This is a genomic window from Leptothoe sp. PORK10 BA2 (assembly GCF_034932105.1).
GTDB lineage: Bacteria > Cyanobacteriota > Cyanobacteriia > Phormidesmidales > Phormidesmidaceae > Leptothoe.
In genome coordinates this window covers 23,497-44,743 of sequence record NZ_JAYGIG010000131.1, presented here as the reverse complement: position 1 = coordinate 44,743, position 21,247 = coordinate 23,497, and the positions used below count along the sequence as shown (strand labels likewise).

Annotated in this window: 16 protein-coding genes and 1 riboswitch; of the genes, 6 read left to right on the top strand and 10 right to left on the bottom strand. The window is 51.4% G+C overall.

Translation table 11 applies throughout. The annotated features are described in order from the left end of the window. Positions 1 to 251: 251 nt before the first annotated feature. The 3 genes from VB741_RS21215 (at position 252) to VB741_RS21205 (ending at position 4,923) form a co-directional block, all read left to right on the top strand. On the top strand, positions 252 to 1,901 hold the full coding sequence (locus VB741_RS21215) for an LA_3751/LA_3752 family putative glycosyltransferase (protein ID WP_323367205.1): 1,650 nt from the start codon (positions 252 to 254) through the stop codon (positions 1,899 to 1,901). 228 nt (positions 1,902 to 2,129) lie between these two features. Next, positions 2,130 to 3,353 carry a glycosyltransferase gene (locus VB741_RS21210; protein ID WP_442786421.1) on the top strand — a complete coding sequence of 408 codons (1,224 nt, stop codon included), beginning with the start codon at positions 2,130 to 2,132 and terminating at the stop codon, positions 3,351 to 3,353. Positions 3,354 to 3,879: 526 nt separating this feature from the next. Continuing rightward, positions 3,880 to 4,923 carry a GGDEF domain-containing response regulator gene (locus VB741_RS21205; RefSeq protein ID WP_323367203.1) on the top strand — a complete coding sequence of 348 codons (1,044 nt, stop codon included), beginning with the start codon at positions 3,880 to 3,882 and terminating at the stop codon, positions 4,921 to 4,923. A 101-nt stretch (positions 4,924 to 5,024) separates the two neighbouring features. Here VB741_RS21205 and VB741_RS21200 read toward each other — a convergent pair whose 3' ends face one another. After that, entirely contained in the window at positions 5,025 to 5,432 is a 408-nt protein-coding gene (locus VB741_RS21200; RefSeq protein WP_323367202.1) for a hypothetical protein, read from the bottom strand. Between the two features lie 399 nt (positions 5,433 to 5,831). Between VB741_RS21200 and VB741_RS21195 the strand changes: the two genes are divergently transcribed. Next, positions 5,832 to 7,124 (top strand): M23 family metallopeptidase, encoded by a 1,293-nt coding sequence (locus VB741_RS21195; protein ID WP_323367201.1) that lies wholly within the window; start codon positions 5,832 to 5,834, stop codon positions 7,122 to 7,124. Positions 7,125 to 7,159: 35 nt separating this feature from the next. Here VB741_RS21195 and VB741_RS21190 read toward each other — a convergent pair whose 3' ends face one another. From VB741_RS21190 to VB741_RS21155, 8 genes are all read right to left on the bottom strand, one after another. Then, complete coding sequence (locus VB741_RS21190; RefSeq protein WP_323367200.1) at positions 7,160 to 7,609, bottom strand: hypothetical protein; 450 nt, start codon at positions 7,607 to 7,609, stop codon at positions 7,160 to 7,162. 184 nt (positions 7,610 to 7,793) lie between these two features. After that, positions 7,794 to 9,179, bottom strand: coding sequence for an MATE family efflux transporter (locus tag VB741_RS21185; RefSeq protein WP_323367199.1), 1,386 nt, complete (start codon positions 9,177 to 9,179; stop codon positions 7,794 to 7,796). Continuing rightward, on the bottom strand, positions 9,176 to 9,538 hold the full coding sequence (locus VB741_RS21180; protein WP_323367198.1) for a hypothetical protein: 363 nt from the start codon (positions 9,536 to 9,538) through the stop codon (positions 9,176 to 9,178). Before VB741_RS21180 ends, VB741_RS21185 begins: the two co-directional genes overlap by 4 nt. Positions 9,539 to 9,882: 344 nt before the next feature. Then, positions 9,883 to 10,272: a nuclear transport factor 2 family protein gene (locus VB741_RS21175; RefSeq protein ID WP_323367197.1), complete on the bottom strand. Its 390-nt coding sequence runs from the start codon at positions 10,270 to 10,272 to the stop codon at positions 9,883 to 9,885. 219 nt (positions 10,273 to 10,491) lie between these two features. Continuing rightward, positions 10,492 to 11,580, bottom strand: a complete 1,089-nt coding sequence (locus VB741_RS21170; protein ID WP_323367196.1) for an iron ABC transporter permease — start codon at positions 11,578 to 11,580, stop codon at positions 10,492 to 10,494. Positions 11,581 to 11,643: 63 nt separating this feature from the next. Continuing rightward, the gene (locus tag VB741_RS21165; RefSeq protein WP_323367195.1) at positions 11,644 to 12,408 is read right to left on the bottom strand and encodes a phosphodiesterase; all 765 of its coding nucleotides are present in this window, start codon (positions 12,406 to 12,408) and stop codon (positions 11,644 to 11,646) included. Continuing rightward, positions 12,405 to 13,568 carry an ABC transporter substrate-binding protein gene (locus tag VB741_RS21160; protein WP_323367194.1) on the bottom strand — a complete coding sequence of 388 codons (1,164 nt, stop codon included), beginning with the start codon at positions 13,566 to 13,568 and terminating at the stop codon, positions 12,405 to 12,407. Before VB741_RS21160 ends, VB741_RS21165 begins: the two co-directional genes overlap by 4 nt. Before the next feature lie 106 nt (positions 13,569 to 13,674). Further along, positions 13,675 to 15,714, bottom strand: a complete 2,040-nt coding sequence (locus VB741_RS21155) for a TonB-dependent receptor plug domain-containing protein (RefSeq protein WP_323367193.1) — start codon at positions 15,712 to 15,714, stop codon at positions 13,675 to 13,677. A gap of 477 nt (positions 15,715 to 16,191) precedes the next feature. Beyond that, a riboswitch (cobalamin riboswitch) is annotated at positions 16,192 to 16,407 on the bottom strand. Positions 16,408 to 16,454: 47 nt separating this feature from the next. Between VB741_RS21155 and VB741_RS21150 the strand changes: the two genes are divergently transcribed. After that, a complete protein-coding gene (locus VB741_RS21150; RefSeq protein WP_323367192.1) occupies positions 16,455 to 17,501 on the top strand; it encodes a phosphotransferase enzyme family protein in 1,047 nt (348 codons plus the stop codon). Here the strand turns inward: VB741_RS21150 and VB741_RS21145 are convergent. Further along, the gene (locus tag VB741_RS21145; protein WP_323367191.1) at positions 17,445 to 18,317 is read right to left on the bottom strand and encodes a DMT family transporter; all 873 of its coding nucleotides are present in this window, start codon (positions 18,315 to 18,317) and stop codon (positions 17,445 to 17,447) included. The two genes, VB741_RS21150 and VB741_RS21145, sit on opposite strands and share 57 nt — an antisense overlap. A gap of 665 nt (positions 18,318 to 18,982) precedes the next feature. On the opposite strand from VB741_RS21145, the gene VB741_RS21140 reads away from it, so the two are divergent. Next, entirely contained in the window at positions 18,983 to 21,157 is a 2,175-nt protein-coding gene (locus VB741_RS21140; RefSeq protein WP_323367190.1) for a glutamine synthetase III family protein, read from the top strand. Positions 21,158 to 21,247: the final 90 nt, after the last annotated feature.

Below are 21,247 nucleotides of genomic sequence, written 5' to 3'. Positions count from 1 at the left end.
TGGCGTTGAAACCTATGAGCAAAAGTATCGTGAGCGGATGCTGAACCAATTACAGCGAAAAGCCCAATCATTAGGCTTTGACCTCGTTCCCAAACCTGACGTTGCTGGGTGTGTTTCTTAGGAGTTATTGCAATTATTACCCAGTCTGTTCTGAGACAGGGCCTTTAGCTTTGGATTAAGACTAAAGCTCTACTAAAGCTCTGACGACAAACTGTGATATGTGGAAATCAAAGACGTGGCTGTCCTGGGTTTTGCCTGGGTTCATACTGGCATTAGGAATAGGTCTGAGCCTGGCACTTCAGGTCCACAGCCGCGATGGGGTGTTTTTTAACGGTGAAGCCGGGTTAAAGGCCCTGCTGGCCCAGCAGTTTAGTACCGGACAGCTGCGGGCATCCCTCGACATGTCCCAGCCTCAATGGGTGCTGGCATTGTGGCGACAGGGGTTATATCCCTTTGCCCCTCCCTTTGCCTATGAGCAACAGGGCAATTATTTTATTCGGTTTTTATTTACCTTTCCAGCGATTACTGCCCCGTTCTATGCGCTGGTGGGGTATCGCGGCCTGTATGTGGTGCCCCTGGTGTCCCTATGGATCATCTGGTGGCGGCTGTGCCTGGTATGTCGAGTGTGGCGCGTGCGCTCGATCTTCATATCCCTGAGTCTGGTACTGGTGATTGCAGCCTCACCCCTCACCCTCTACGGGGCGATGTATTGGGAACATACTCTGGCGGTAGCCCTAGCCTTTTGGGGCCTGTCGGGGTTGCTGCTCCATGTTCTGCCAGGGGACTCCCATGATGATGAGCGCATTAGCCTGAATGAAGCTCTGGTGAATGGTGGCTGTGTTGGCCTGTCGGTGTGGGTGCGGCCTGAGCTGCTGTGCCTGGTGCTGATCCTGGGGATGATGGCGGTGGCGAGTCAGGTGCGCCAGCTAGCCAAGCCGTTGCGCCTAGTTATTCCCCGTGGGTTAACCCTGGGATTGGTGGTGGCCTTTAATGGGGCCATGGGTCTGACCGTACTGGGTTTCTTTGGGGCAAATTTGGTGTTCTATGGCCACCCCTTGGGCATTTATGCTGCCCATACTCCCCTCTCCCTAGGGCAGCAGGTGGCCCAAACCTTGGGTAACTATGGCCAGATGGTCCTATCCCTGGGGAGATATTTTCCGGCAGTATTGCTGGGGCTGGGGCTGCCTTGGTGTCTGAAGGGCCCGGCCCGGGCAGCGAGCAGCGGTCTGGCGGTGATGGGGATATTATTTGCGATCGCAGTCCCCCTCATCTCCTCATCCGTAACTGAAGCCCAACAGTGGGGACCCCGGTTTTACCTTATATTAGTCCCCATGGTGGGGCTGATAGTGGCCGCAGGTCTGCAGCATCTTTGGCACCTCAAGCGTCAGCGCCGGGGACTACTGGCCGCCATTGCCATCGTGCTGGCCCTAGGCATTCACACCAATCTGGTCAACGGTACCTTAAACGTTTACCGAGATCCCCAAACCAACTCCGCCTCCCTACCCAGTGTCTACGAGCCTATTGCGCCAGCCATTACCGCCCTAGCCAACTATGACGAACGGTGGGTAGCCATATCTCACCAGGCCGTGGCCCAGCAGCTATGGCCCAGCGTGAAGCTCAAAACCTTTTTCCGCGCCGAAACCGATGCCGCCGTGGCACAGCTAGCGGCGGAACTCGTCAACCAAAAAGAATTCTCATTCCTTTATATCTGCCATCCTGACCACCCTTGTGAAATCCCCAACCAAGGTACCCTCAAATCAAAGCTGTTAGGTGGGGATAATGATGACGCCGCCATGAGCATATTCTTTGAACCTTTGGGTACCTTTGGGCAGTATCCGTTCTATCGCGGATTTATGCAGACTCAGCCAGCTAGTCAACAAGCAAGTAAGTTAAATCCATAAATCAACTGGCAGGCGGGCAAAATTAAAGACCAGCTTCCAGCAGATGTAGGGCATCAGAATATAGTGGATTCCTATCTCCTGTATTCTGACATTTGTCTAATATATACCTGGGCGCCCTGGATATCTGGATATACCTGATATCCAGGGATATCCAGATATCAGGTATATCCGGCTATGCCTGGCACATCTGCCATACTTGCCATATTTCCCGAAGAAGAAGGGGCCTCGATGACTGAACTATCCGCACTAGTTAAGCCCCCCGAAGGGCCGCTAAGAATTGCAGCTGACCCCAGTGATCTGTCCTTTTCCCTGGTGATTCCCACCTACAACGAAAGCAAAAATGTTGGCAAACTGGTGTCCCACCTCTGCACCCTGTTGGACAACCTTTTGCCCCACCAGTACGAGCTGATTTTAGTCGATGACAATAGCCCTGATCGGACCTGGGAGGTAGCCCAGGAGTTAATGGCCCAATACCCTCAGCTGCGGGTGATGCGGCGGCAGACGGAACGGGGGTTATCCTCAGCGGTAATCCGAGGCTGGCAGGTGGCTAGGGGGGAGATTTTAGGGGTGATCGATGCGGATTTACAGCATCCGCCGGACACCCTGGGGCAAATGGTCAAACGGGTGCAGGCTGGGGCGGATCTGGCGGTGGCCAGTCGCCACGTGGAAGGGGGCGGCGTGAGCGACTGGAGCCTACTGCGGCGGATCCTATCGCGGGGGGCGCAGATGCTGGGGCTGTTGATTTTGCCCGGTGTCGTGGGTCGGGTGACGGACCCCATGAGTGGTTATTTCATGGTGCGACGCAGGGCGATTGCGGGCCATACTCTGAACCCGGTCGGCTACAAAATCTTGCTGGAGGTGATTGGTCGAGGCCAGGTGGGTGACATTGCCGAGGTGGGCTATGTGTTCCAAGAGCGGGCCTCGGGGGAAAGTAAGGTAACCTGGAAGCAATATTTAGAATATTTGGGGCATCTGGTCCGTCTGCGTTCCCGGGGGCGCATTGCCCGCATTCGGCAAAAGTTTCCCATTGGTCGCTTTTTGCGGTTTGGCCTAGTGGGTCTGAGCGGTGTATTTGTGGATATGGCGGTGCTCTATTTGCTGAGCGATCCGAACACGTTGGCCTGGGGGCTCACCCGCAGCAAAATTTTGGCGGGAGAGGTGGCGATCTTAAATAACTTCCTGTGGAATGATGCTTGGACTTTTGCGGATGTGGCTCGCTCCCAAAAGGGGATAGCGGCCAGGCTGAAGCGGTTTTTTAAGTTCAATGCGGTCTGTCTGTCGGGGCTGGTGTTGAATGTGCTGTTGCTAAACCTGATCTTTAATGTGGTGTTTGGCCAGCAGTATCGGTATTTAGCAAATTTAGTTGCGATCGCAGTGGTCACCGCCTGGAATTTTTGGATGAATCTAAAGCTCAGCTGGCGGGTGACCGAGGTTAAAAAGACCAGCAAATAACTGAAATGCGGTCGAACTCCAGGGGCATTCAGTGATTTTATGTAGAGAGTTTTTGACTACCTATTTTCACCTACGGTCTACCTACTTTCTTTCTACTTGCAAGGGCAGCAATCATTGCGAAAAGCCGCCGAAATTCTGCTATCTATAGCTTTCAGCGGATCACCGACGGGGTGAATTCTGGATCCATACATGAGCATATATACATAAAGTTTTATAGAAAAGCTCGGCACATGTACATAAAATTTGGCCAAAAAAGATCGGCATATATACCAAAAGCCTGACAGAAAAAGCGAGGTATTTATCTAAGACAAGGGCAACCTTAGGCTTGAATGGTTCCACGCTTTATGTCTTATCCGTGATCTCACGGTTTTTAGATATAACAAGAAAAATTAGGATAGTCGCGCCATCAAAATTTATCTTTTTTTAATGTTTTACTTCTCCTGATTGATCGCCTCCGGGCATAGGCAGCCGTTCGTTGCAGGTGTGAGTTTGATGATTGAGTGCATGTAAATCACTGGGTATTTGAATGAAATCTACAACCAATATTCTCTTAATTGAAGACAATCCAGATGATGTATTTTTGATCAATACCTTGCTAGAGCAGGCAGAAGAAGGACAGTTTAAGGTGACCCCTGTTAACTCCTTTGCCTCAGCTTTAGCCTGCCTTCAGAAAAAATGTTTTGATATAGCATTATTAGATCTATCTTTGCCCGATAGTCAGGGCATAGAAACGTTGCTAAGCCTAAGGGAGCAGGCTCCGTCCCTACCCACCGTGGTCCTAACAGAAGGGAAATATGATCCAGCCCTGGCAGGAGAGATCATGCAGTATGGGGCGCAGGATTATTTAGTAAAAGGGAAAATTAGTCAAAATTGGCTAAATAGGACGATCATACACGCAATTGCTCGGTTTCAGAAAAATGCAGCTCTATTTGAGACGGAAAGACAATATCAACAAAAGTTAATCCGTCGTATCCATGCCTATGAGACTAAAATTGCCTCGATGGATGGAAGGTTGAAGGTGTTAGAAACCCTATCGTTTACCGATGGGCTGACGGAGATTTCGAACCGATATCATTTTGAGGTGGTTTTCCACCAAAACTGGCTACAGGCTTGCCAGCATGGGCAGCCCCTTTCGTTAATTATGGTCGATATTGATTGTTTTAAGCAATTTAACGATAGTCTGGGCCATTTAGAAGGAGATCGCTGCCTTCGCCAGATTGCCCAAGCCTTAGAGAAAACCTTGCTAGGGCAGCCTGGGGGAATGGTGGCTCGATATGGCGGCGAAGAGTTTGTGGTGGTTTTGCCTAATGTGTCTGGGCAAGCTGCGCTTGACGTCGCGACAAAGTTACGGTTAGGAGTCCACGATTTAGGCATTCGTCATCCCAACTCCACCGTGAACAGTTGGGTGACGGCGAGTTTTGGGGTGGCTTCAACGGTGCCCACATCCCATATATCGACTAAGAATCTGATCTATAAGGCCGATCGGGCTTTGTATGTGGCTAAAGCAAACGGACGCGATCGCATCTCCTATTATCAACCTTCTAGCTTGGTCCCTCAGCTCATTGGTTAAACAAAGCTATGGCCATACACCAGAACAATTCAAACAGGCCTGTCTGCCTATCCAATCTATCTTTTGATGGATTTTCGTGGGAGGGTTGTTGAGTCAGCTTGCTAGCTATCGTAATAGGTATGGGTTTCTAGCTCACACATATTAATGCCATATTTTTCCAGTTTGTCGCTATCGGCAAAAACCGCCAAGAAATCATAGAGGCAGCCGCGTCCACCGGTCAGGGTGACAGTTGTTGAACCGCCATTGGCTGGGATTGTGTTATCCCCTAAAATATTGTCTTCCCAATCTGTTGCTGTCTGAGGAGAAGCGTAGAACTCTAGCATATCCACAGAGGTGTAATTCGTTAGGGTAAACGTATATTCACTCTGGGATGCATCAGCCAAACGTTCTAGGACGTTGCCGACCCGAATAACATCTCCGTCTGTCTCCTCAGCCCATGCAACAGGTATTGCCAACAGACTGATGATGGTTGAAATAGCAACAGACTGGGAAAACTGGCTCAGCTTCATCGTAGTTTAATCATGTGGACCACTTCTAAGACTGTCATAGTACCCATTAGATTTGCGTCTATCAGCAGCTAATTGGATGATTTATTTTTTGACAGCTGTCACCCAGGTAGGATACTCCCAGGGGGTGGATAACCTATTCTACTAGTATTTAATATCTCTATGGACATACCCATAGGAGAGGATTTCATATATGGTAATTTCCTTATATCTCTATGGACATGCCCATAGGAGAGGATTTCATATATGATAATTTCCTTGATTTATTGCTACTCTGTACATGTGCGGTCTGTAGGGCTAAGTTAGGCGCTTAATCCATCGGTCCTCAGGACATCGGTTCCAATTGCTGTGTGGATTTTTCTAGAAATTTGGCAAGGCATTTACTCAAACACTGATTTCGCCATGACTGCTTCTGCTCATATGTTTATTCGTATTCCTCAAAAATTATTATTGCCGGGCATGCAGCTCCTAAAAATTGGTGCGTTTGCGGCTATTGGCCTGCTCTGCACCCAGTCAGTAATGGCCCAGACGGCAGTCGATTTAACTATTCCTGTAGCGCTTCCGGCCGATACCCCTGCAGCGGCCCCAGCGCAACCCGTGATCCAACCTCAGCCCGTGGCTCCCGTCGCCTCACCGGCCCCGGCAGTCATTGCGCCAGAGCCGGTAACGCCCAGTCGCGTCGTGCCGCCATCAGTCCCAACCTCATCAATTGAGGCCGCGCCAGAGGTCACTGCCCCCTCTGGCGTCCCCTCTGGGGTATCCCTGTTTGAAGGCACTCAGCCCGCTGATGGTCAAGCACCCTCGGTAGAAGTCATTTCCCCGGCTGACTATGGTGCTGCCCCCATTGATCCGACGGACTACAGCGTTGGGGCTACGATGCCAGACGTGGTGATTTCGGAGCGTTCTAGCGGCTGTGAGTTTTCCGTTAGTGCCAATTCTCGGGTGGCGGGTGCTGCTTGTCGGCAGGTTGAGCGGTTGGCCACGGCAATTAACGGCATTTCCTCCCCCCAATCTGGCCGGACTGTCGGTGCAGCCATCAATTTTCCGGGTGTTCCCATCAGTGGTTTTACCACGACGGCCAGTCGAGAATTCTATAACCAGGCGGCCCAGGCCGTGGTCAAACTACAGCAGGGTGAGACATTTATTTTTCCCCTGTCAATGCCAGCTCCTTTGACGTCCTTGTTTGGCTGGCGGATGCATCCAATTTTTGGTGCCCAACGGTTCCATGCTGGTACAGACGTGGGAGCACCCCTGGGCACCCCGGTGGTGGCAACCCAGGCTGGGCAGGTATCCCTGGCGGATATGGCGGGTGGTTATGGCCTGATGGTAGTGCTGCGCCACCAAGGCAATACATTGGAAAGCCGCTATGCCCACCTATCGCGCCTGCTGGTGCAGGCGGGGGAATGGGTTGAGCAGGGCGAGGTGATTGGTTTGGTGGGTAGTACGGGGTACTCTACGGGACCACACCTGCATTTTGAGCTGCGTCAGCTGACGGCAGATGGCTGGGTATTGCTTAACCCAGACTCCCTTTTAAATCAGACCTTGGGCACCTTGGCTCAGGCCATGGGGAACTCCCTGTCGGCCATAGCACAGAATGATAAGGTTGCAACCGCTCAGGCTGCGGCCAATGAGGCCGCAACGGTAGCCTCTTTACAGGGCTTACCCTTCCGGCCAGCTCAGCCTCAAGCTAATTGATAGGGCTGGTTAGCAGAGCGGATCAGCGGACTGATTTAGAACACAGAAACATTGCCGTTGGATTCAATGGTGATGTTGCTCACATCAGCATCTAGATCGGTGGTAGGGCGGATGACGATGGTTAGGATGCCATTGGTGTTCTCAAGGCTCAACGCTGCTTGTAAAAGGCCTTCGCCTGTTTGCCGATCTTTTGGGATATTTTCGTAAAAGAAGGTGAGGGTGGCGGGGGTATTCAGGTTTTGTAGAGTAATCTCATCCCCTGCCGTCAGGATGCGGGGTTGGGTGTCTCCTAAGGCTTCGTAGGTAATGGAATGGGCCGTTTGATTGACCAGGTTGAGGGTGGCGACCGATTGGGAAACTGGCACTCTTGTTACAGACGGGACTGGCAACGGTGATTGTGCGATCAGGGGGAATTGAAGACTGATGGACACTGCCATGGTGGTGAGCAAGGATAATGGTAGTAACGGCAAAAATTTACTATTCATAGATCTTTCCTAATATGGCAAATAAACAGATTGGCGTTAGCCCTGGGATGGTTGGGGAGTCATGGGCTCAGCTACCCTAAGCTCATGACCGCAGCCTGGGATTGCAAATATACTACCTTTCTTTTCTGGCTTTAGGGTGACTCCACGATGGAATAAAGCCAATACATCACAGATAATTCATGGATCAAGAGAGGGCCTGTTGTTTTTGGCGGCCGATGAGCTGATAGAGTCGCCAGCTAAAGAGAATGGCAACGGTTGCGATCGCAACCGACTGACCAATCCACAGTCCCCGGCTATCCATCCCCAGCTGAAACCCCAATCCATAGCCCACCGATAGCCCTACCCCCCAGAAACCCAACACATTCAGCACCATGGGTATGCGCGTATCCTGTAGCCCCTGGAGTGCACCATAGATCGCCTTTTGCAAACCATCCAAAATCATCGTGATACCAGCAATGTGAAATAAGGGAATAGCCAGGGCCACAATCGCCCTATTCTCAGGTTTATCAACATCCAGATAGATGCCGATAATCTGTTTAGGAAACACCATAAACAACAAGGAACCACCCACCATAAACAGAGTGGTAATAACCATACTCACCCAGGTGGCCCGTTGCATCCCAGCCAAATCACGTTTTCCCAACCACTGACCCACCCGCACCGTCGTGGCAAAGGAAATGCCTAGAGGAATCATAAACACCACCACAATTGTCTGCAGCACTACCTGATGGGCCGCCAATGTATCAGTCCCCAACTGCCCCATCCAGAACATAATGACCAAAAAGAAGCCCGACTCTAGCCCAGCAAAGATACCCATGGGTATCCCCACCCAGGCTAACTGCCCTAGGGTGCGAGGTTTGGGATAGTGCAGGGTTTGAAAAAACCGATAGGGCCGCAGGGTTGGGTGCAACAACACATAGAGGGCCAGGGCTAAAAACATGCCCCACCAGGTAAGGGTGGTGGCCAGGGCCAGCCCGGCCAGTCCCATGGACGGCAGCCCCAACTTTCCGAAGCCGAGGAGGTAATTGCCAACAATATTAAACCCCGTGCCCACCACCATAATCACCATGATCGGGCGCGCCTGAGAGAGGGCCGAAACCGTTGACCGGAGGGCTGTAAACCCCAACATGGGCAACAGCCCCCACACAATAATATCGAGATAGGTATTGACCAACAACACCGTAGTTTCCGATTGGCCCGTGTACACCAGCCACCGATCTAAATGCCCGAGAAACACCATGGCCGGCAGGGCCACCACCACGGCTAGCCATAGCCCCTGGCGGGCTATCTGCTGAATGCGGTGTTTATCCCCAGCGCCGAAGGCTTCTGCCACTAAGGGACTCACCCCCATCACCGCACCACTGGTCGTTGCCATCACGGAAAAGTAGATAATCGCCGCTAAACCGCCAGCGGCCAAGACCTCGGCTCCCATGTGCCCCATCATGATGGTGTCAACAAAACCGGTGGCGGACTGGGCCACCTGGGCACTGGTCAGGGGAATGGCTAATTTAAAAAACTCGCGTACCTCCGTCCGCAGAGGGTGTTCCGTGGGATCAGGAGGGTTGATCATTCCTCCTCGTCCCCTCCCAGTTCCATGGCCAATTCACTCGAAAACTGGGCAAAGGCGATCACGGCTGCCAGCGGATTGTCGTGGGGACCATCCTGGCATTCCCCCCAGGCCCATTCCCAAAACCAACTACCGGGGTTATCACTGTCTTCAAAGATCTCTAGACCAGGGATAGCAGCAGCGGCCTGAGCAGGGATTTGTTCATAGGCGGCCCGTAGCAAAATGTTGTTGACTTGCTCGGTGGTATCGGGGCGGTCTGTGGTGTCAGCGGATGTTTGCTCAGACGCCACGCTAAGCAGGATGTTGTTGATCATGGCGATCATATCTGTCTGGTCTGCATCCGCGATTGGGTTAGGGTTCATGGGTTAGGGGAAAACGATAGGTGAGGTTGTGAGCTGGGGTGGGAGAGATGATTGATCTACCAGTCCCTAAATCGCTTTAGGGTATCAACTTAAGCCGGGAAATCCTGGCTAGGTGGGGAATCCGGAGCCAGAAGCCAGAAGCCAGTGAGGCCCTGATTCCTGGCTCCTGACTTCTGAATACTATCCTTGGGAAAACGTCCCGCTTTGAGTTGGTACCCTCGTTTTATTTGGCCATATTTTTGACTGTATTCTTGATCGTCTTTATGGGTTTTGCAGTATCAATGTACTGTTTTGTTTTGACCACTGGCAAGGGGGGAAAGGGTTCAAACCGGCTGAATATTGAGTTATCCCATAATGGGGCTGCCGTGGTGATGGACCAGATACCACTGGCCACCCATCTGTTCAAACGTATTTGTGGCCATCGATTTTGCCTCTAACCGCCGACTACCGGAAACTTGCATCACTTTCTCGACTAAAACCACGTAGGCCAGATTGCCAGAGACTTCTACGGTAATAATGTCCAGATCAATTTCGAGATAGCGGGTGGCTTTAAAAATTTGCAACCATGATTGGCGAATGGTTTCCCATCCTTTGATCACTTTCCGGCCCGGATGAATGCACAGGCTGCCAATGCCCTTAGAACATACTGCTTCCATGGCCTCAATGTCTTTCTTTTCAAAGGCCCGATAAAATGTTTGGTTGGCTTCTAGGACAGCGGTTTGCTCGTTGGGCATAGGGGCACGTAAATTACAGTAATCGCAGTTCCTGGATTTTAATGCAATTGTGATGGGGATTAAAACTGAACGTAAGCGATCAGCAGGTGCCATGGGCCATCATGCATGATTTAGATGGAAAGATTTCTTTAGGGATGAGGATTACGACGCCACATGTTCTAACCTATCAGTGCCAACGTTCTAATGCGGATGTTGGCTATAACGCTTCTAAAAAAGCTCCTAACCCGGTTGTTTTCCCTGCTTTAGCATCAACCAAATCAACACGGGGGCTCCTAACAGCGCCAGCACAGCATTCAAGGGCAAAACTGTCTGGCTGCCGGGCATCTGGGCAATACTGTTGGCGGCTAGGGCCAAAATGGCCCCCAGCAATACGACAACGGGTACTAATAGGCGATGATCCTGGGTACGGAAAAGACTGCGCCCCAGATGGGGGACGGCCAGCCCCAGAAAGGCAATGGGGCCGCAAAAGGCGGTGATGCTGCCTGCCAGTAGGGAGGCACTAAAAATCAGGTAGCAGCGTACGACCGTGACGGAGAGACCTAAACTCATGGCCTGTTCTTCCCCCAGGAGTAATAGGTTTAGGGGTTTACAAGAGAGTTGGGCAATGACCAAACCAATGCAGACAACCGATAGCAAAATGGGCATTTGTTGCCAGGTGACGCCGTTAAAGCTGCCAAAGGTCCAGCTGAGGTAGGCCAAGGTTTGTTCTAGACGACTAAAGTGGAGCAGGATGATGACGATGGCGTTGGTGATGTAGCCCAGCATTAGGCCAAAGATCAGCAGGGCTAGGGAACTGCGGACTTGGCGAGCCATGAGGAGGACTAGGATCATTGCGATCGCAGCCCCCCCACTGGCGGCTCCCACCACGCTGAGCTGCCCCAGCACCCCGGCACCGCCGCCGGTGAGGACCACTAGGGCCGCTCCCAGGCTGGCTCCGGCATTGATGCCGAGGACGGAGGGACCAGCCAGGGGATTACGAAAGAGGGCCTGGAGTTGGAGACCGCTGATGCCTAGGGCAGAGCCTGCAGCCATGGCGGTGAGGGCACGGGGCAGGCGAAAATTGAGGATAATTTCCTGCCAGGCGGGCTTGGTGGCGGTGCCGCCGAGGAGGACGGTGAGGACTTCGCTGGGGGGGATGGAGACGGAGCCTAGGGCTAGGCTGATGAGAAAGGTGAGGAGGAGAGCCAGGGTGAGGAGGGTGAGGTGCTTGATGGAGGGGAGGATGACTCTTTTGGGGAAGACGCGGTGATGAATGGCTGGAGATAGGATGGGGGATCTGTTTTTTAAAGGATAAATTTTATGGGCCATGGTGGGTTTGTTATAGGGTGTAGGTTAAATTCGAATTTAATTAGCTTGATTTAAAGTTTAGCTTTAGGCACACCCTCCCACCCGTTTCACCTCTGTTCTGTAGCTCCCATTTTGATCTAACCAAATTAGTCGAAACCCCGGTCTTTCATCCGTCACATCTAGCTCCGGCGATGTCACCTGTAAACAGGTGGATGGACACCCATAGAAACTCACACCGTCCACCGTCTGCTGTTGAAACCCATGGTGAATATGGCCAAAAACAACCAGTTTTACCTGGGAAAACTGGGCCAACAGTTCCAGAAAACCAGGGGAATTTTGCACCTGCATTTGATCGACCCAGTCAATGCCCACGGGTACGGGATGGTGGTGCAACGATATTAGGGTCGGTTGATTGGGCGCCTGGCTGAGATTCTGATGGAGCTGTTGCAATTGTTCATCAGACAGATAACCTTCACCAAATTTTGCCTGGGGTAAAACAGAATCTAACAGGATCAGCTGCCAGGGGCCTAAATCAATGGAGGTCAGTCCTTGGCTCTGGGGTAACTGTTGGAACACCTGCTGGAGCGTGGGCCGGTGGTCATGGTTGCCGGGGAGCCAATAGGTGGGCAGCTGAAGGGGTGCAATGGCCCCGACCAACTGTTCATAGGCGGCCCGGTCGCCCTGCTCCGCCAAATCCCCCGTTAATAGCAGTCCATCGGGCTGACACTGCACCACCGCCTGCAGCACCCGATTAAACGAATACCACGGATTACAACCCCTGAGTTCAGCCGTGGTCTGGGCCAGCAGATGACTGTCGGTCACTTGGGCTAATAGGATAGATTCTCTCATGGTTCTAACGGTTGGTAATAGACCAGTTCATGGTCGGGCAGTAGCTCGGGATGGAAAATCTTTACCAGGTCCGCCAGGATGATATGGGGGTTGACAGTGCCGCTTTCCCAGTAGTCGTTACCGCCAAAGTCGTTCATGCGAAGGTTGTTGTTAAAAAGCTTGCCCTGTTTGAGGGCGTCGAATTTACCGTAGCGTGGGTCGGTTGCGATCGCATCTCCCACAGTCAACCAATCCTGACTCCCATTCACCCACAGATCAGCCGTGGCGGCCCGGTCAAACACCGACTCAAAATCCAGCGGAATAGTTATAGTGGAATCGTTATCCGCCCACAGGTAATCCGCCCCCGCATCCCTCAGCAGCTGAGCCGCATAGCTTTCCCCCCCCGACATATACCAGGTTCCCTCATAGCTAAAGCCCGTAAACACCGTTGGCCGTTCCCCTAAGTCCGCCGTTAGCTCCACCAACGATTCATATTCCGTGGCAATGTCTGAAAATACTTGTTGGGCCTTCGCCTCTTGGTTAAAAAACAACGCCGTAAACAGTAACCACTCAGCCCGACCTAGGGGAGACGTTTCTACATATTCGCCAATCAAGGCCACGGGCAGTCCGGCCTGGACGATGGGATGGTAACTATCCTCATTAGGGTCCCCCGTCCCGTAGGTCATGACAAGATCTGGGGCCGTCACCAACAACCGTTCCATATCCAGGGTATTCCCAGAATTAAATTCCGTTAGCTCGCCGCGCTCAATTTTTTCCCGTACTTCAGGGGCATGGATAAATTTAAACTGGTCCACCCCCACCAAGGCATCCACCTGGTCCAACAGCACCAAGTGGGGCAGGTAGGTGGTGGAGAGTGTAGCCACGGCCCTCACGGGCACCTGGATTACCTGAGCCGTGGTGAATTCCGTCGCGTATTCTGCCGGTACCGGTGTGCCGCATTGCACTAACACATATTCAAAAGTCTCCTTAGCCGCCTTCCAGGGCTGGGTCACGGTCACAACTTTATAGTGGTCGTAATAATCTACAGAAAAGCCCGTTGCATAGTCCGGCTGGACCTTTTTAGGAAAGTAGTCTGTACCCGGAACATAATCTGTAACACAGTCCTCATTCTCAGCCGTAGGAGATTCTGGTGGGGGCGATAGGGAATGGCAACTAGTCATGACTAATAGACAGAGAAACCAGGCATGACTAAGCCCCTTAAACCAATCCATCATTGCCCCCACTCCTTACTAACTCCCCCACTCCCCCATTTCTTCCCTTACTCCATCAAAACGTTCCCTTTACCCCCACCTGGATGTTTCGACCCACTCCCGGAAACCCTGGAAACTCCTCAAACTGCTGATCAAAAATATTATTCATACTTCCTGTCAACGCCCATTGATCCGCCAAGGGAAGTCGCAGCTTCAAGTCCACCGTTGTCCGACCATCCAGCTCTTCCAAATTTCCCCGATCCACAAAAACATCACTGATGCCATGCAAAAAGAGAGCTACGTACACCCCGTCCCCTGGCTCATAGGCCAACCCCAAATTAAAACTATCCGCACTGGTAAAGGGCACCGCATTCCCCTCATCAGCTGGGTTTGATCCTGACTTAATCTCTGGACGATTCCAGGTGTAATTGGCAAAGGCAAAGATATCGTCAGATACCTGATAGTTCAGCTCGGTTTCAATGCCAATGGACTCCACCCGACCAATGTTCTGAGGCGTGAAACTGGCCAGATCAAAGTTAATGGCATCGTCTACTTCAGTGCGATAAAAGGTAAACCGCCATAGCCCCCGGTCACCGATTGCCTGATCGACACCCACATCAAAACCAAGACTGGTTTCAGGCTCCAGATCTGGATTATTGAACGGGGCAAAGAACAGATCCGCCAGGGTCGGTACGCGGAAGTTACGGCCAAAGTTGGCACGGAAGGTAGTCGTATCGGTCAGAGCTACTCGGGTACCCAAGTTAAACGACGTGAAGGCACCATCGGCTAGATCATTAAAGTCTTGACGCACACCGGCATTCACCGTAAATCGGGGGGTAACATCCACCTGGTAGCGGGCAAAGATACCCGTTTGGTTGATACTGTCGTCATAGTTGGTCGTGGTTACCCCCGTTAACAGAGCGGTGGTTTCATTCTCTGTTTGCACATTGCGATAATCGATCCCGTAGGTAATATTTTGATTTTCCGCAAACTGCCAGGCATGCTGAAGCTGTCCCCCGAGGGAAGTCTGGTCGACTTTATCTTCTGAAGGACTCTCAAAGAAATTGTCCGCCACCGGATCACTAAAGGTGGTGTCAACAAAATCACCAAATACCCGCGCCGTCAACAATGAGTCTTCCCCCAGCCCCAGATCTGCCTCGTAGGTCAGGTCCAGCAAGAGGTTTTCGGTATATTGATTGTCGTCTGCGGTCAGACCATTGAACCCACCGGCAATGCTGTCCGGTACCGGCACCCCACCGGGCACCCCCAAATCTTTAGTCAAATATAACGCCCCCAACCGGAGCCGATTGCGATCATTGAGATCCGCAGCCAGTTGGAAATTCAGGTTGTTATACAGCACCTCTGCATTGGTGCGAGTATCTTCAAAGTCCGTACTGGTGAGACTAAAGGGAAAATTATTGTCCGCATTGGTGCGGTTATAGCCCAGGGACCAGTCCACATCGCCCTGGTTACCCCGTACCTGCAGGGTCTGACTGTTATAGCCAAAGCTACCCACATCCAACCCGACGGTGGTTTCTATGCCCTCCTCTGCCAGCGGTCGGCGGGTAATGATATTGACCACACCGCCAATGGCAGAGGAGCCGTACAGTACTGATCCCCCACCGGGCAGCACCTCGATTTGCTCCACCGCATCCGTCGTAAAGTTTGACAGGTCAAAGGCCCCAAAGGCCCCCACCTCATTAATGGGACGACCATCCAACAAAATCAGCGTTTGGGAGGACCCATTGCCCCGAATAAACTGACCACTTTGGGAGCCTAACTGTCCCCCCGCCGTCCCTTCACTCACCACACCGGGTAGGTAGCGCAGGGCTTCTTCTACGGTGCGGGCTCCCTGGGCTTCAATTTGGTCGCGGTTGATCACATAAACCGGTTGCGTTGCTTCGCGGACGGTGCCCTCGCGGCGGAAAGGGGAGTAAACCGGCTGGTCCAGGATACTATCGACAACGTTAATGCGAATAATGTCGTCTAGGTCTGGATCTAGGTCAGGGGTCTGAGCTAGGGTTTCGGAAATTTCTACAGAGGGTGTTTCATCAGCGAGGACAGGGGCAGCCACCCAAAAAGGTAGCAGCGCTAAAGAAATGAAAAATTTGGACATGGTAGACGTATTTGAGAATTGAATTGTTTTCCGATAATCTCTCCCTAAGTTTCCATCCTAGGAAGCTTAGGGAGCAGTGAAGGTGTGCTTTTAAGCAGTGAAAGTCTGCTTAGGGAGTAGTGGAAGTCTGGTTGAAAACTGTTCTTAGGCAAGGAAAAAAGTTTCCAGGGAAAACTGTTCCCCTGGAACAAGAGACCCAGGGTACAGGGCAATACTCTACTGATGTAAAGATATAATTTAGCGGCCAGAACTATGCCCTACGCACACTGGGCAAACTGTGCAGATAGCAACTACCCATAGCCCATGGCTTGAAGCACCAAAATAATGCCAAGGCATGACTGACCATCAGGGCCATTTAATCTCCAAAAAACCTGACCGGGTATGCCCTAGGACCAATCACTCCATAGATCAGAGTCTGGCCAATGGGGCCTTGAACGGTCAAACAATACTTGATTCACTATCCGTACCTCGCAGATATTTTAGGACATGGCATCGGCGGGCATTCTGACTGAAAGACATAAACCACATCCAAGTTAGAACCTGGAGCTGTTTCCACCATAGAACTCACGTTCCGGACGTGGAAAAGGTTTAACGTCCTTTTCACAGCTGCGGGACAGTGGCAGATTTTCACTGCGCTTTCCCCTTTAACTCTAGTGGCTGTTCCTCACTAGAACCGATACAGTGACGAAATCATATCACATTGCCCTAGTCTGAAATATTCAGAAATTCATTTGTTTGCCATGGCGCAATCTATCCCCACCATTGAAGCGGCCTATTCAACGTTAAGTCCAGCTGCTCTGCTGACTAAGGTCGTGCCACAGTACGACATACCATCGCCTACTGCCTGTGAGTTTTGGCATAGGGGCCTGAATGATACCTACAAACTATCTTCTGAAAAAGAGAATTTTATCTTGCGGGTCTATTGCCGGAATTGGCGGACAAAATCAGCGATCCAGTTTGAATTAGAGGCGTTACTGTACTTGCATCAAAAAGGGGCAACGGTGGCGATCCCTGTGGAGAGAAAAGTAGGCGGATTTATTACCTCCATTCTGGCTCCGGAAGGGGAGCGGTACGTGATGATCACTCGGTACGCGACGGGAGAGATTCTGAAATTTACAGAGGCTGAAAATGCCATCACATTTGGTCAGGCGGTGGCGGATGTCCATCACTGTTCATCTGGATTTCAGTCGAGTTCTGTGCGCCATACCTTAGATCTGAACCACCTAATGGATCAGCCGTTGATGAGTATTCAGCCCTATTTAGCCCATAGACCATCCGATTGGGAGTTTTTGCAGGGCCTAGTCAGCAGGATTTCTAGTCTCGTTAGGGAAGTGGGCATCAACAACCTTGACTATGGGTTTTGTCATGGCGATTGTCATGGTGAGAATGCCCACGTGCACCATGGCAACGTGACCCATTTTGATTTTGACTGCTGTGGCTATGGTTGGAGAATCTACGATCTGGCTACGTTTAAATGGGTGATCAGGCTGCTAGGCAAAGAGGAGATGCTTTGGTCAGGTTTTTTAGCCGGGTATCGATCGGTTAGGGAGATGTCTGAGGTAGATTTAAGCCTGGTGGAGCCTTTTGTAGCGATGCGAGATATTTGGTATTTCGGCCTGAATACGGCCAACTCCTTAGCCAAGGGTAGACTGAATGATGGATATATCGACGTTCATATGGATTTTCTCAGGGATGTTGCTGGGAAGATCAAAGCAACAAGTCAAACGCCGCTATTTGTTACTGAAGGTCAACAGGTCGTTGGCAATGGCCGTGCCCAACAAAATTAGCCCACATCCGCATACCATAGAGAGGGTGATGGTTTCTTGTAGTATGATTGCTCCCCACACCATGGCAAATATGGGAATTAGGTAGGTCACGGTTAACGCTTTGGTGGAGCCAATGTTTTGAATCAGTCTGAAAAAGAGGATATAGGCTAGGGCGGTGGAAATTCCGGCTAGGGCGAGAACAGAGAGGATTATCCCAGTAGACGGTACTTGCTGGGGAACTGTGAAAGGTAGGGCCGGAATGAGGACTAGGGCCGCTCCCAACTGGCTACCGGTAGTAGCAACCAATGACGGTACATGGCCTAGGTTTTGCTTAATGTAGGGAGCTGCGATCGCATACATCAAGGCCGCCATTAGAGCTGCCCCCATGGCCAGCAAAATCCTCGGTGTGGTTTCAATGGTCGTCCACCCCACCAACATCACAACTCCCATAAATCCCAGCCCAAACCCCACCATGCGGGTGGGTGTTAGTTTCTCATGGAGCCAAAGGGAGGCCACCACCGTGCCAAACAGGGGCGCAGTGCCATTCAAAATAGACGTCAACCCTGCAGGCAGAGAGACGGAGGCGAAGGCTAGCAGTAAAAATGGCAGGGCTGAGTTCAGGCAACCGACCAGCAAGAGGGGCATCAAATTACGCCGCATCAACTGCCATAGACCTAAATGGACCAAAACCGGCAGCAGGAGTAACCCCGCCAACAATACCCGAAACTCAATCAGCCATACAGGCCCCAATACCGGAGCCGCAATCCGCATAAATAAAAATGATCCCCCCCATAGGGCCGCTAGGAATAACAGTGCCAAAATGTCTGATAGTTTCATGAGCGGTCCCACTGGTGCGACTGAACTTATGCGACTGAACCAAAGCCCACTATACGCATCAGCGTTCCCGCAGGATAGGAATTGAAAATCGCAAAAAGCTCTAAATAAAGCTCCAAATATGGAGCCTCATAGCCATGTCCCAGCGCTACTTGAAGTCTGGCGCCAGACTTCAAGTAGCGCTGGGTTTTGAATCTGGCGTGGAGGTCAGCTGCATAACCAGTATTAGTCAAAGCTTGGATGATCCAATCGGTCGTAGTCTTAGCGAGAAAACAGCTAATTAACAACTATTTCTGGCTAACTGTAGTTTTCAGTACAGTTAGCTTTGATATCCTCCCATACACTGCTGTCAGTCAAGCATTAAGCATGGATTTGATTACTCCTATGCAAAAGGCGTTACTGACCTTAGACATCTGAAATTGTTTTGTGATGTTCGAGGTTAGTAACGTTATTTTTTTATATTCTTTGCCTTTGCGTGGTTTGCGCTTTCTATACCATAGAAGAAGTCAAAGCGCCAAAAACAATCCACTTTAATTTAATCATTCTCAAGAAATGGGGCAGGTTCGCTAAATTCTGTCATCAAATAATTTGTGTTTGGTATATCTGCTATCTATTTCAAAGGGGGCGTTTAAGTAGGATCATGCAGTTGGTCCCCCAAGGAAAAAATCATGAGTGGAAATGCAGGTCGGATTCAGGCAATCAGTCAAATTGTCAACCGCCAACCCATGCCGCCGAAAAAGCCGGCCAGTCTCGAATCAATATGGGCAGAGAATGTTTTCAACCTGACTAAGATGAAGGCCACGCTCCCTAAAGCTGTCTTCAAATCGATTAAGAAAACGATTGTCGCTGGGGAAAAACTTGATCCCTCCATTGCGGATGCCGTGGCCAATGCCATGCGGGACTGGGCCATGTCCAAAGGGGCACTTTACTACGCCCACGTGTTTTACCCCATGACCAATATGACAGCCGAGAAGCACGATGGCTTCATTGCTCCCCAGGGTGACGGCACGGTTATTTCTGAATTTTCTGGCAAATTACTGATCCAGGGTGAACCGGATGGATCTTCCTTCCCCAATGGTGGCATTCGCGGCACCTTTGAGGCCCGAGGCTATACCGCCTGGGATGTGACTAGTCCGGCCTACATTATGGATACGGACAATGGTTCCACCCTGTGTATTCCCACCGTCTTTGTTTCCTGGACCGGGGAAGCCCTCGACAAAAAAGTTCCGCTTTTGCGTTCCATCGCTGCCATGGATAAAGCGGCTAGCAAGGTTTTAAAACTGCTGGGTAATACGGACGTTGCCCACGTGAACTCCAGCTGTGGAGCGGAGCAGGAATACTTCTTGGTGGATGCTAACTTTGCCAGTCAGCGCCCCGATCTGTTGTTGGCTGGACGCACATTATTTGGCAAGCCCCCCGCCAAGGGCCAAGAGTTTGACGATCACTACTTTGGTGCGATTCCAGAGCGGGTGCAAGTCTATATGCAGGATGTGGAGGAAACTCTCTACAAGTTAGGTATTCCAGCTAAAACCCGCCACAACGAAGTGGCACCGGGACAGTTTGAAATTGCCCCCTTCTTTGAGGCAGCCAACGTAGCCAGTGACCACCAGCAGATGCTGATGACAGTGCTGCGTCACACGGCTAAAAAGCATGGCTTTGTGTGTCTGCTCCATGAGAAACCCTTTGCTGGCATTAATGGTTCGGGTAAGCACGTTAACTGGTCCGTGGGCAACTCCACCCAGGGTAACTTGCTAGATCCGGGTGACTCTCCCCATGAGAATGCTCAATTTCTAGTATTTTGCGGCGCGGTGATTCGCGGTGTACACAAGTATGGACCGTTGATGCGGGCTGCGATCGCAACCGCCAGTAATGACCATCGCCTAGGGGCCAACGAAGCGCCCCCCGCCATTATGTCGGTGTATCTAGGCTCCCAGCTAGAAGAGGTCTTTGAGCAAATCAAAACTGGCTCCATCAGCGAATCCAAGCAGAAAGGGGTGATGGATTTAGGGGTGGATGTACTGCCCTACTTAACTAAGGATGCGGGAGATCGCAACCGGACCTCTCCCTTTGCCTTCACCGGCAACCGTTTCGAATTTCGCGCCGTCGGTTCCAACCAATCGGTTTCAGGTCCCCTAATTGTCCTGAACACCATGCTGGCCGACTCCCTAGAGTGGGTGGGCAATCGCCTAGAATCCGAACTATCCGGCGGAGCAGAACTCAACACCGCCATCCTCACCGTGCTCAAGGAAGTCATGGAGCAGCATGGGGCCGTGGTCTTTGGCGGTAATGGTTACTCCGCAGAGTGGCACAAAATGGCCGTTGAGGAGCGGGGGTTAGCCAACTTACCCACCACCGCCGACGCCCTGCCCGTTCTCCAAGCAGAGTACGTCGGTGACCTATTCGCCAAAACCGGCGTATTAACCCCGGTTGAGTTAGAAAGCCGCTTTGAGGTCTATGCCGAGCAATATATTCTATCCATTGAGGTGGAATGTAAGCTGATGATCAACATCGCCAAGACCCAGATTTATCCAGCAGCGGTGGACTACCTATCTAAGTTGTCCTCCACCATCTCTAGCCTAGAAAGTTTGGGCGTCAGCCTGGAAAAAGGCAGTGCTCAAACAGTGGCCGATCTCACCAGTTCCATGGTGGGTGCGGTAACTAAGCTGAGTGAAGCCTTAGACAAACATGACTTTGGCACCACCGGTGAGCACATGACCTACTGTGCCTCCACCCTACGTCCATTAATGGAAGAAGTTCGGGGATATGCCGATGGCCTAGAAGGCGAAATCGCTGATGATTGCTGGCCTCTCCCCACTTACCAGGAGATGCTGTTCATTAAGTAAGTCCCAGTTTCAAATCATCCAATGCAGTTTTAAACGGAGGCAAGGTGAATTCCTTGCCTCTTTTTTTATGCCCATAGCGGGTTGCTGCGC

Excerpts from the sequence above, each read along its gene's own strand:
- VB741_RS21160 (WP_323367194.1), bottom strand. The coding sequence starts at position 13,568 with ATGACTAGTTGCCATTCCCTATCGCCCCCACCAGAATCTCCTACGGCT.
- VB741_RS21200 (WP_323367202.1), bottom strand. The coding sequence starts at position 5,432 with ATGAAGCTGAGCCAGTTTTCCCAGTCTGTTGCTATTTCAACCATCATC.
- VB741_RS21170 (WP_323367196.1), bottom strand. The coding sequence starts at position 11,580 with ATGGCCCATAAAATTTATCCTTTAAAAAACAGATCCCCCATCCTATCT.
- VB741_RS21165 (WP_323367195.1), bottom strand. The coding sequence starts at position 12,408 with ATGAGAGAATCTATCCTATTAGCCCAAGTGACCGACAGTCATCTGCTG.
- VB741_RS21180 (WP_323367198.1), bottom strand. The coding sequence starts at position 9,538 with ATGAACCCTAACCCAATCGCGGATGCAGACCAGACAGATATGATCGCC.
- VB741_RS21185 (WP_323367199.1), bottom strand. The coding sequence starts at position 9,179 with ATGATCAACCCTCCTGATCCCACGGAACACCCTCTGCGGACGGAGGTA.
- VB741_RS21175 (WP_323367197.1), bottom strand. The coding sequence starts at position 10,272 with ATGCCCAACGAGCAAACCGCTGTCCTAGAAGCCAACCAAACATTTTAT.
- VB741_RS21155 (WP_323367193.1), bottom strand. The coding sequence starts at position 15,714 with ATGTCCAAATTTTTCATTTCTTTAGCGCTGCTACCTTTTTGGGTGGCT.
- VB741_RS21210 (WP_442786421.1), top strand. The coding sequence starts at position 2,130 with ATGACTGAACTATCCGCACTAGTTAAGCCCCCCGAAGGGCCGCTAAGA.
- VB741_RS21145 (WP_323367191.1), bottom strand. The coding sequence starts at position 18,317 with ATGAAACTATCAGACATTTTGGCACTGTTATTCCTAGCGGCCCTATGG.
- VB741_RS21195 (WP_323367201.1), top strand. The coding sequence starts at position 5,832 with ATGACTGCTTCTGCTCATATGTTTATTCGTATTCCTCAAAAATTATTA.
- VB741_RS21205 (WP_323367203.1), top strand. The coding sequence starts at position 3,880 with ATGAAATCTACAACCAATATTCTCTTAATTGAAGACAATCCAGATGAT.
- VB741_RS21140 (WP_323367190.1), top strand. The coding sequence starts at position 18,983 with ATGAGTGGAAATGCAGGTCGGATTCAGGCAATCAGTCAAATTGTCAAC.
- VB741_RS21190 (WP_323367200.1), bottom strand. The coding sequence starts at position 7,609 with ATGAATAGTAAATTTTTGCCGTTACTACCATTATCCTTGCTCACCACC.
- VB741_RS21150 (WP_323367192.1), top strand. The coding sequence starts at position 16,455 with ATGGCGCAATCTATCCCCACCATTGAAGCGGCCTATTCAACGTTAAGT.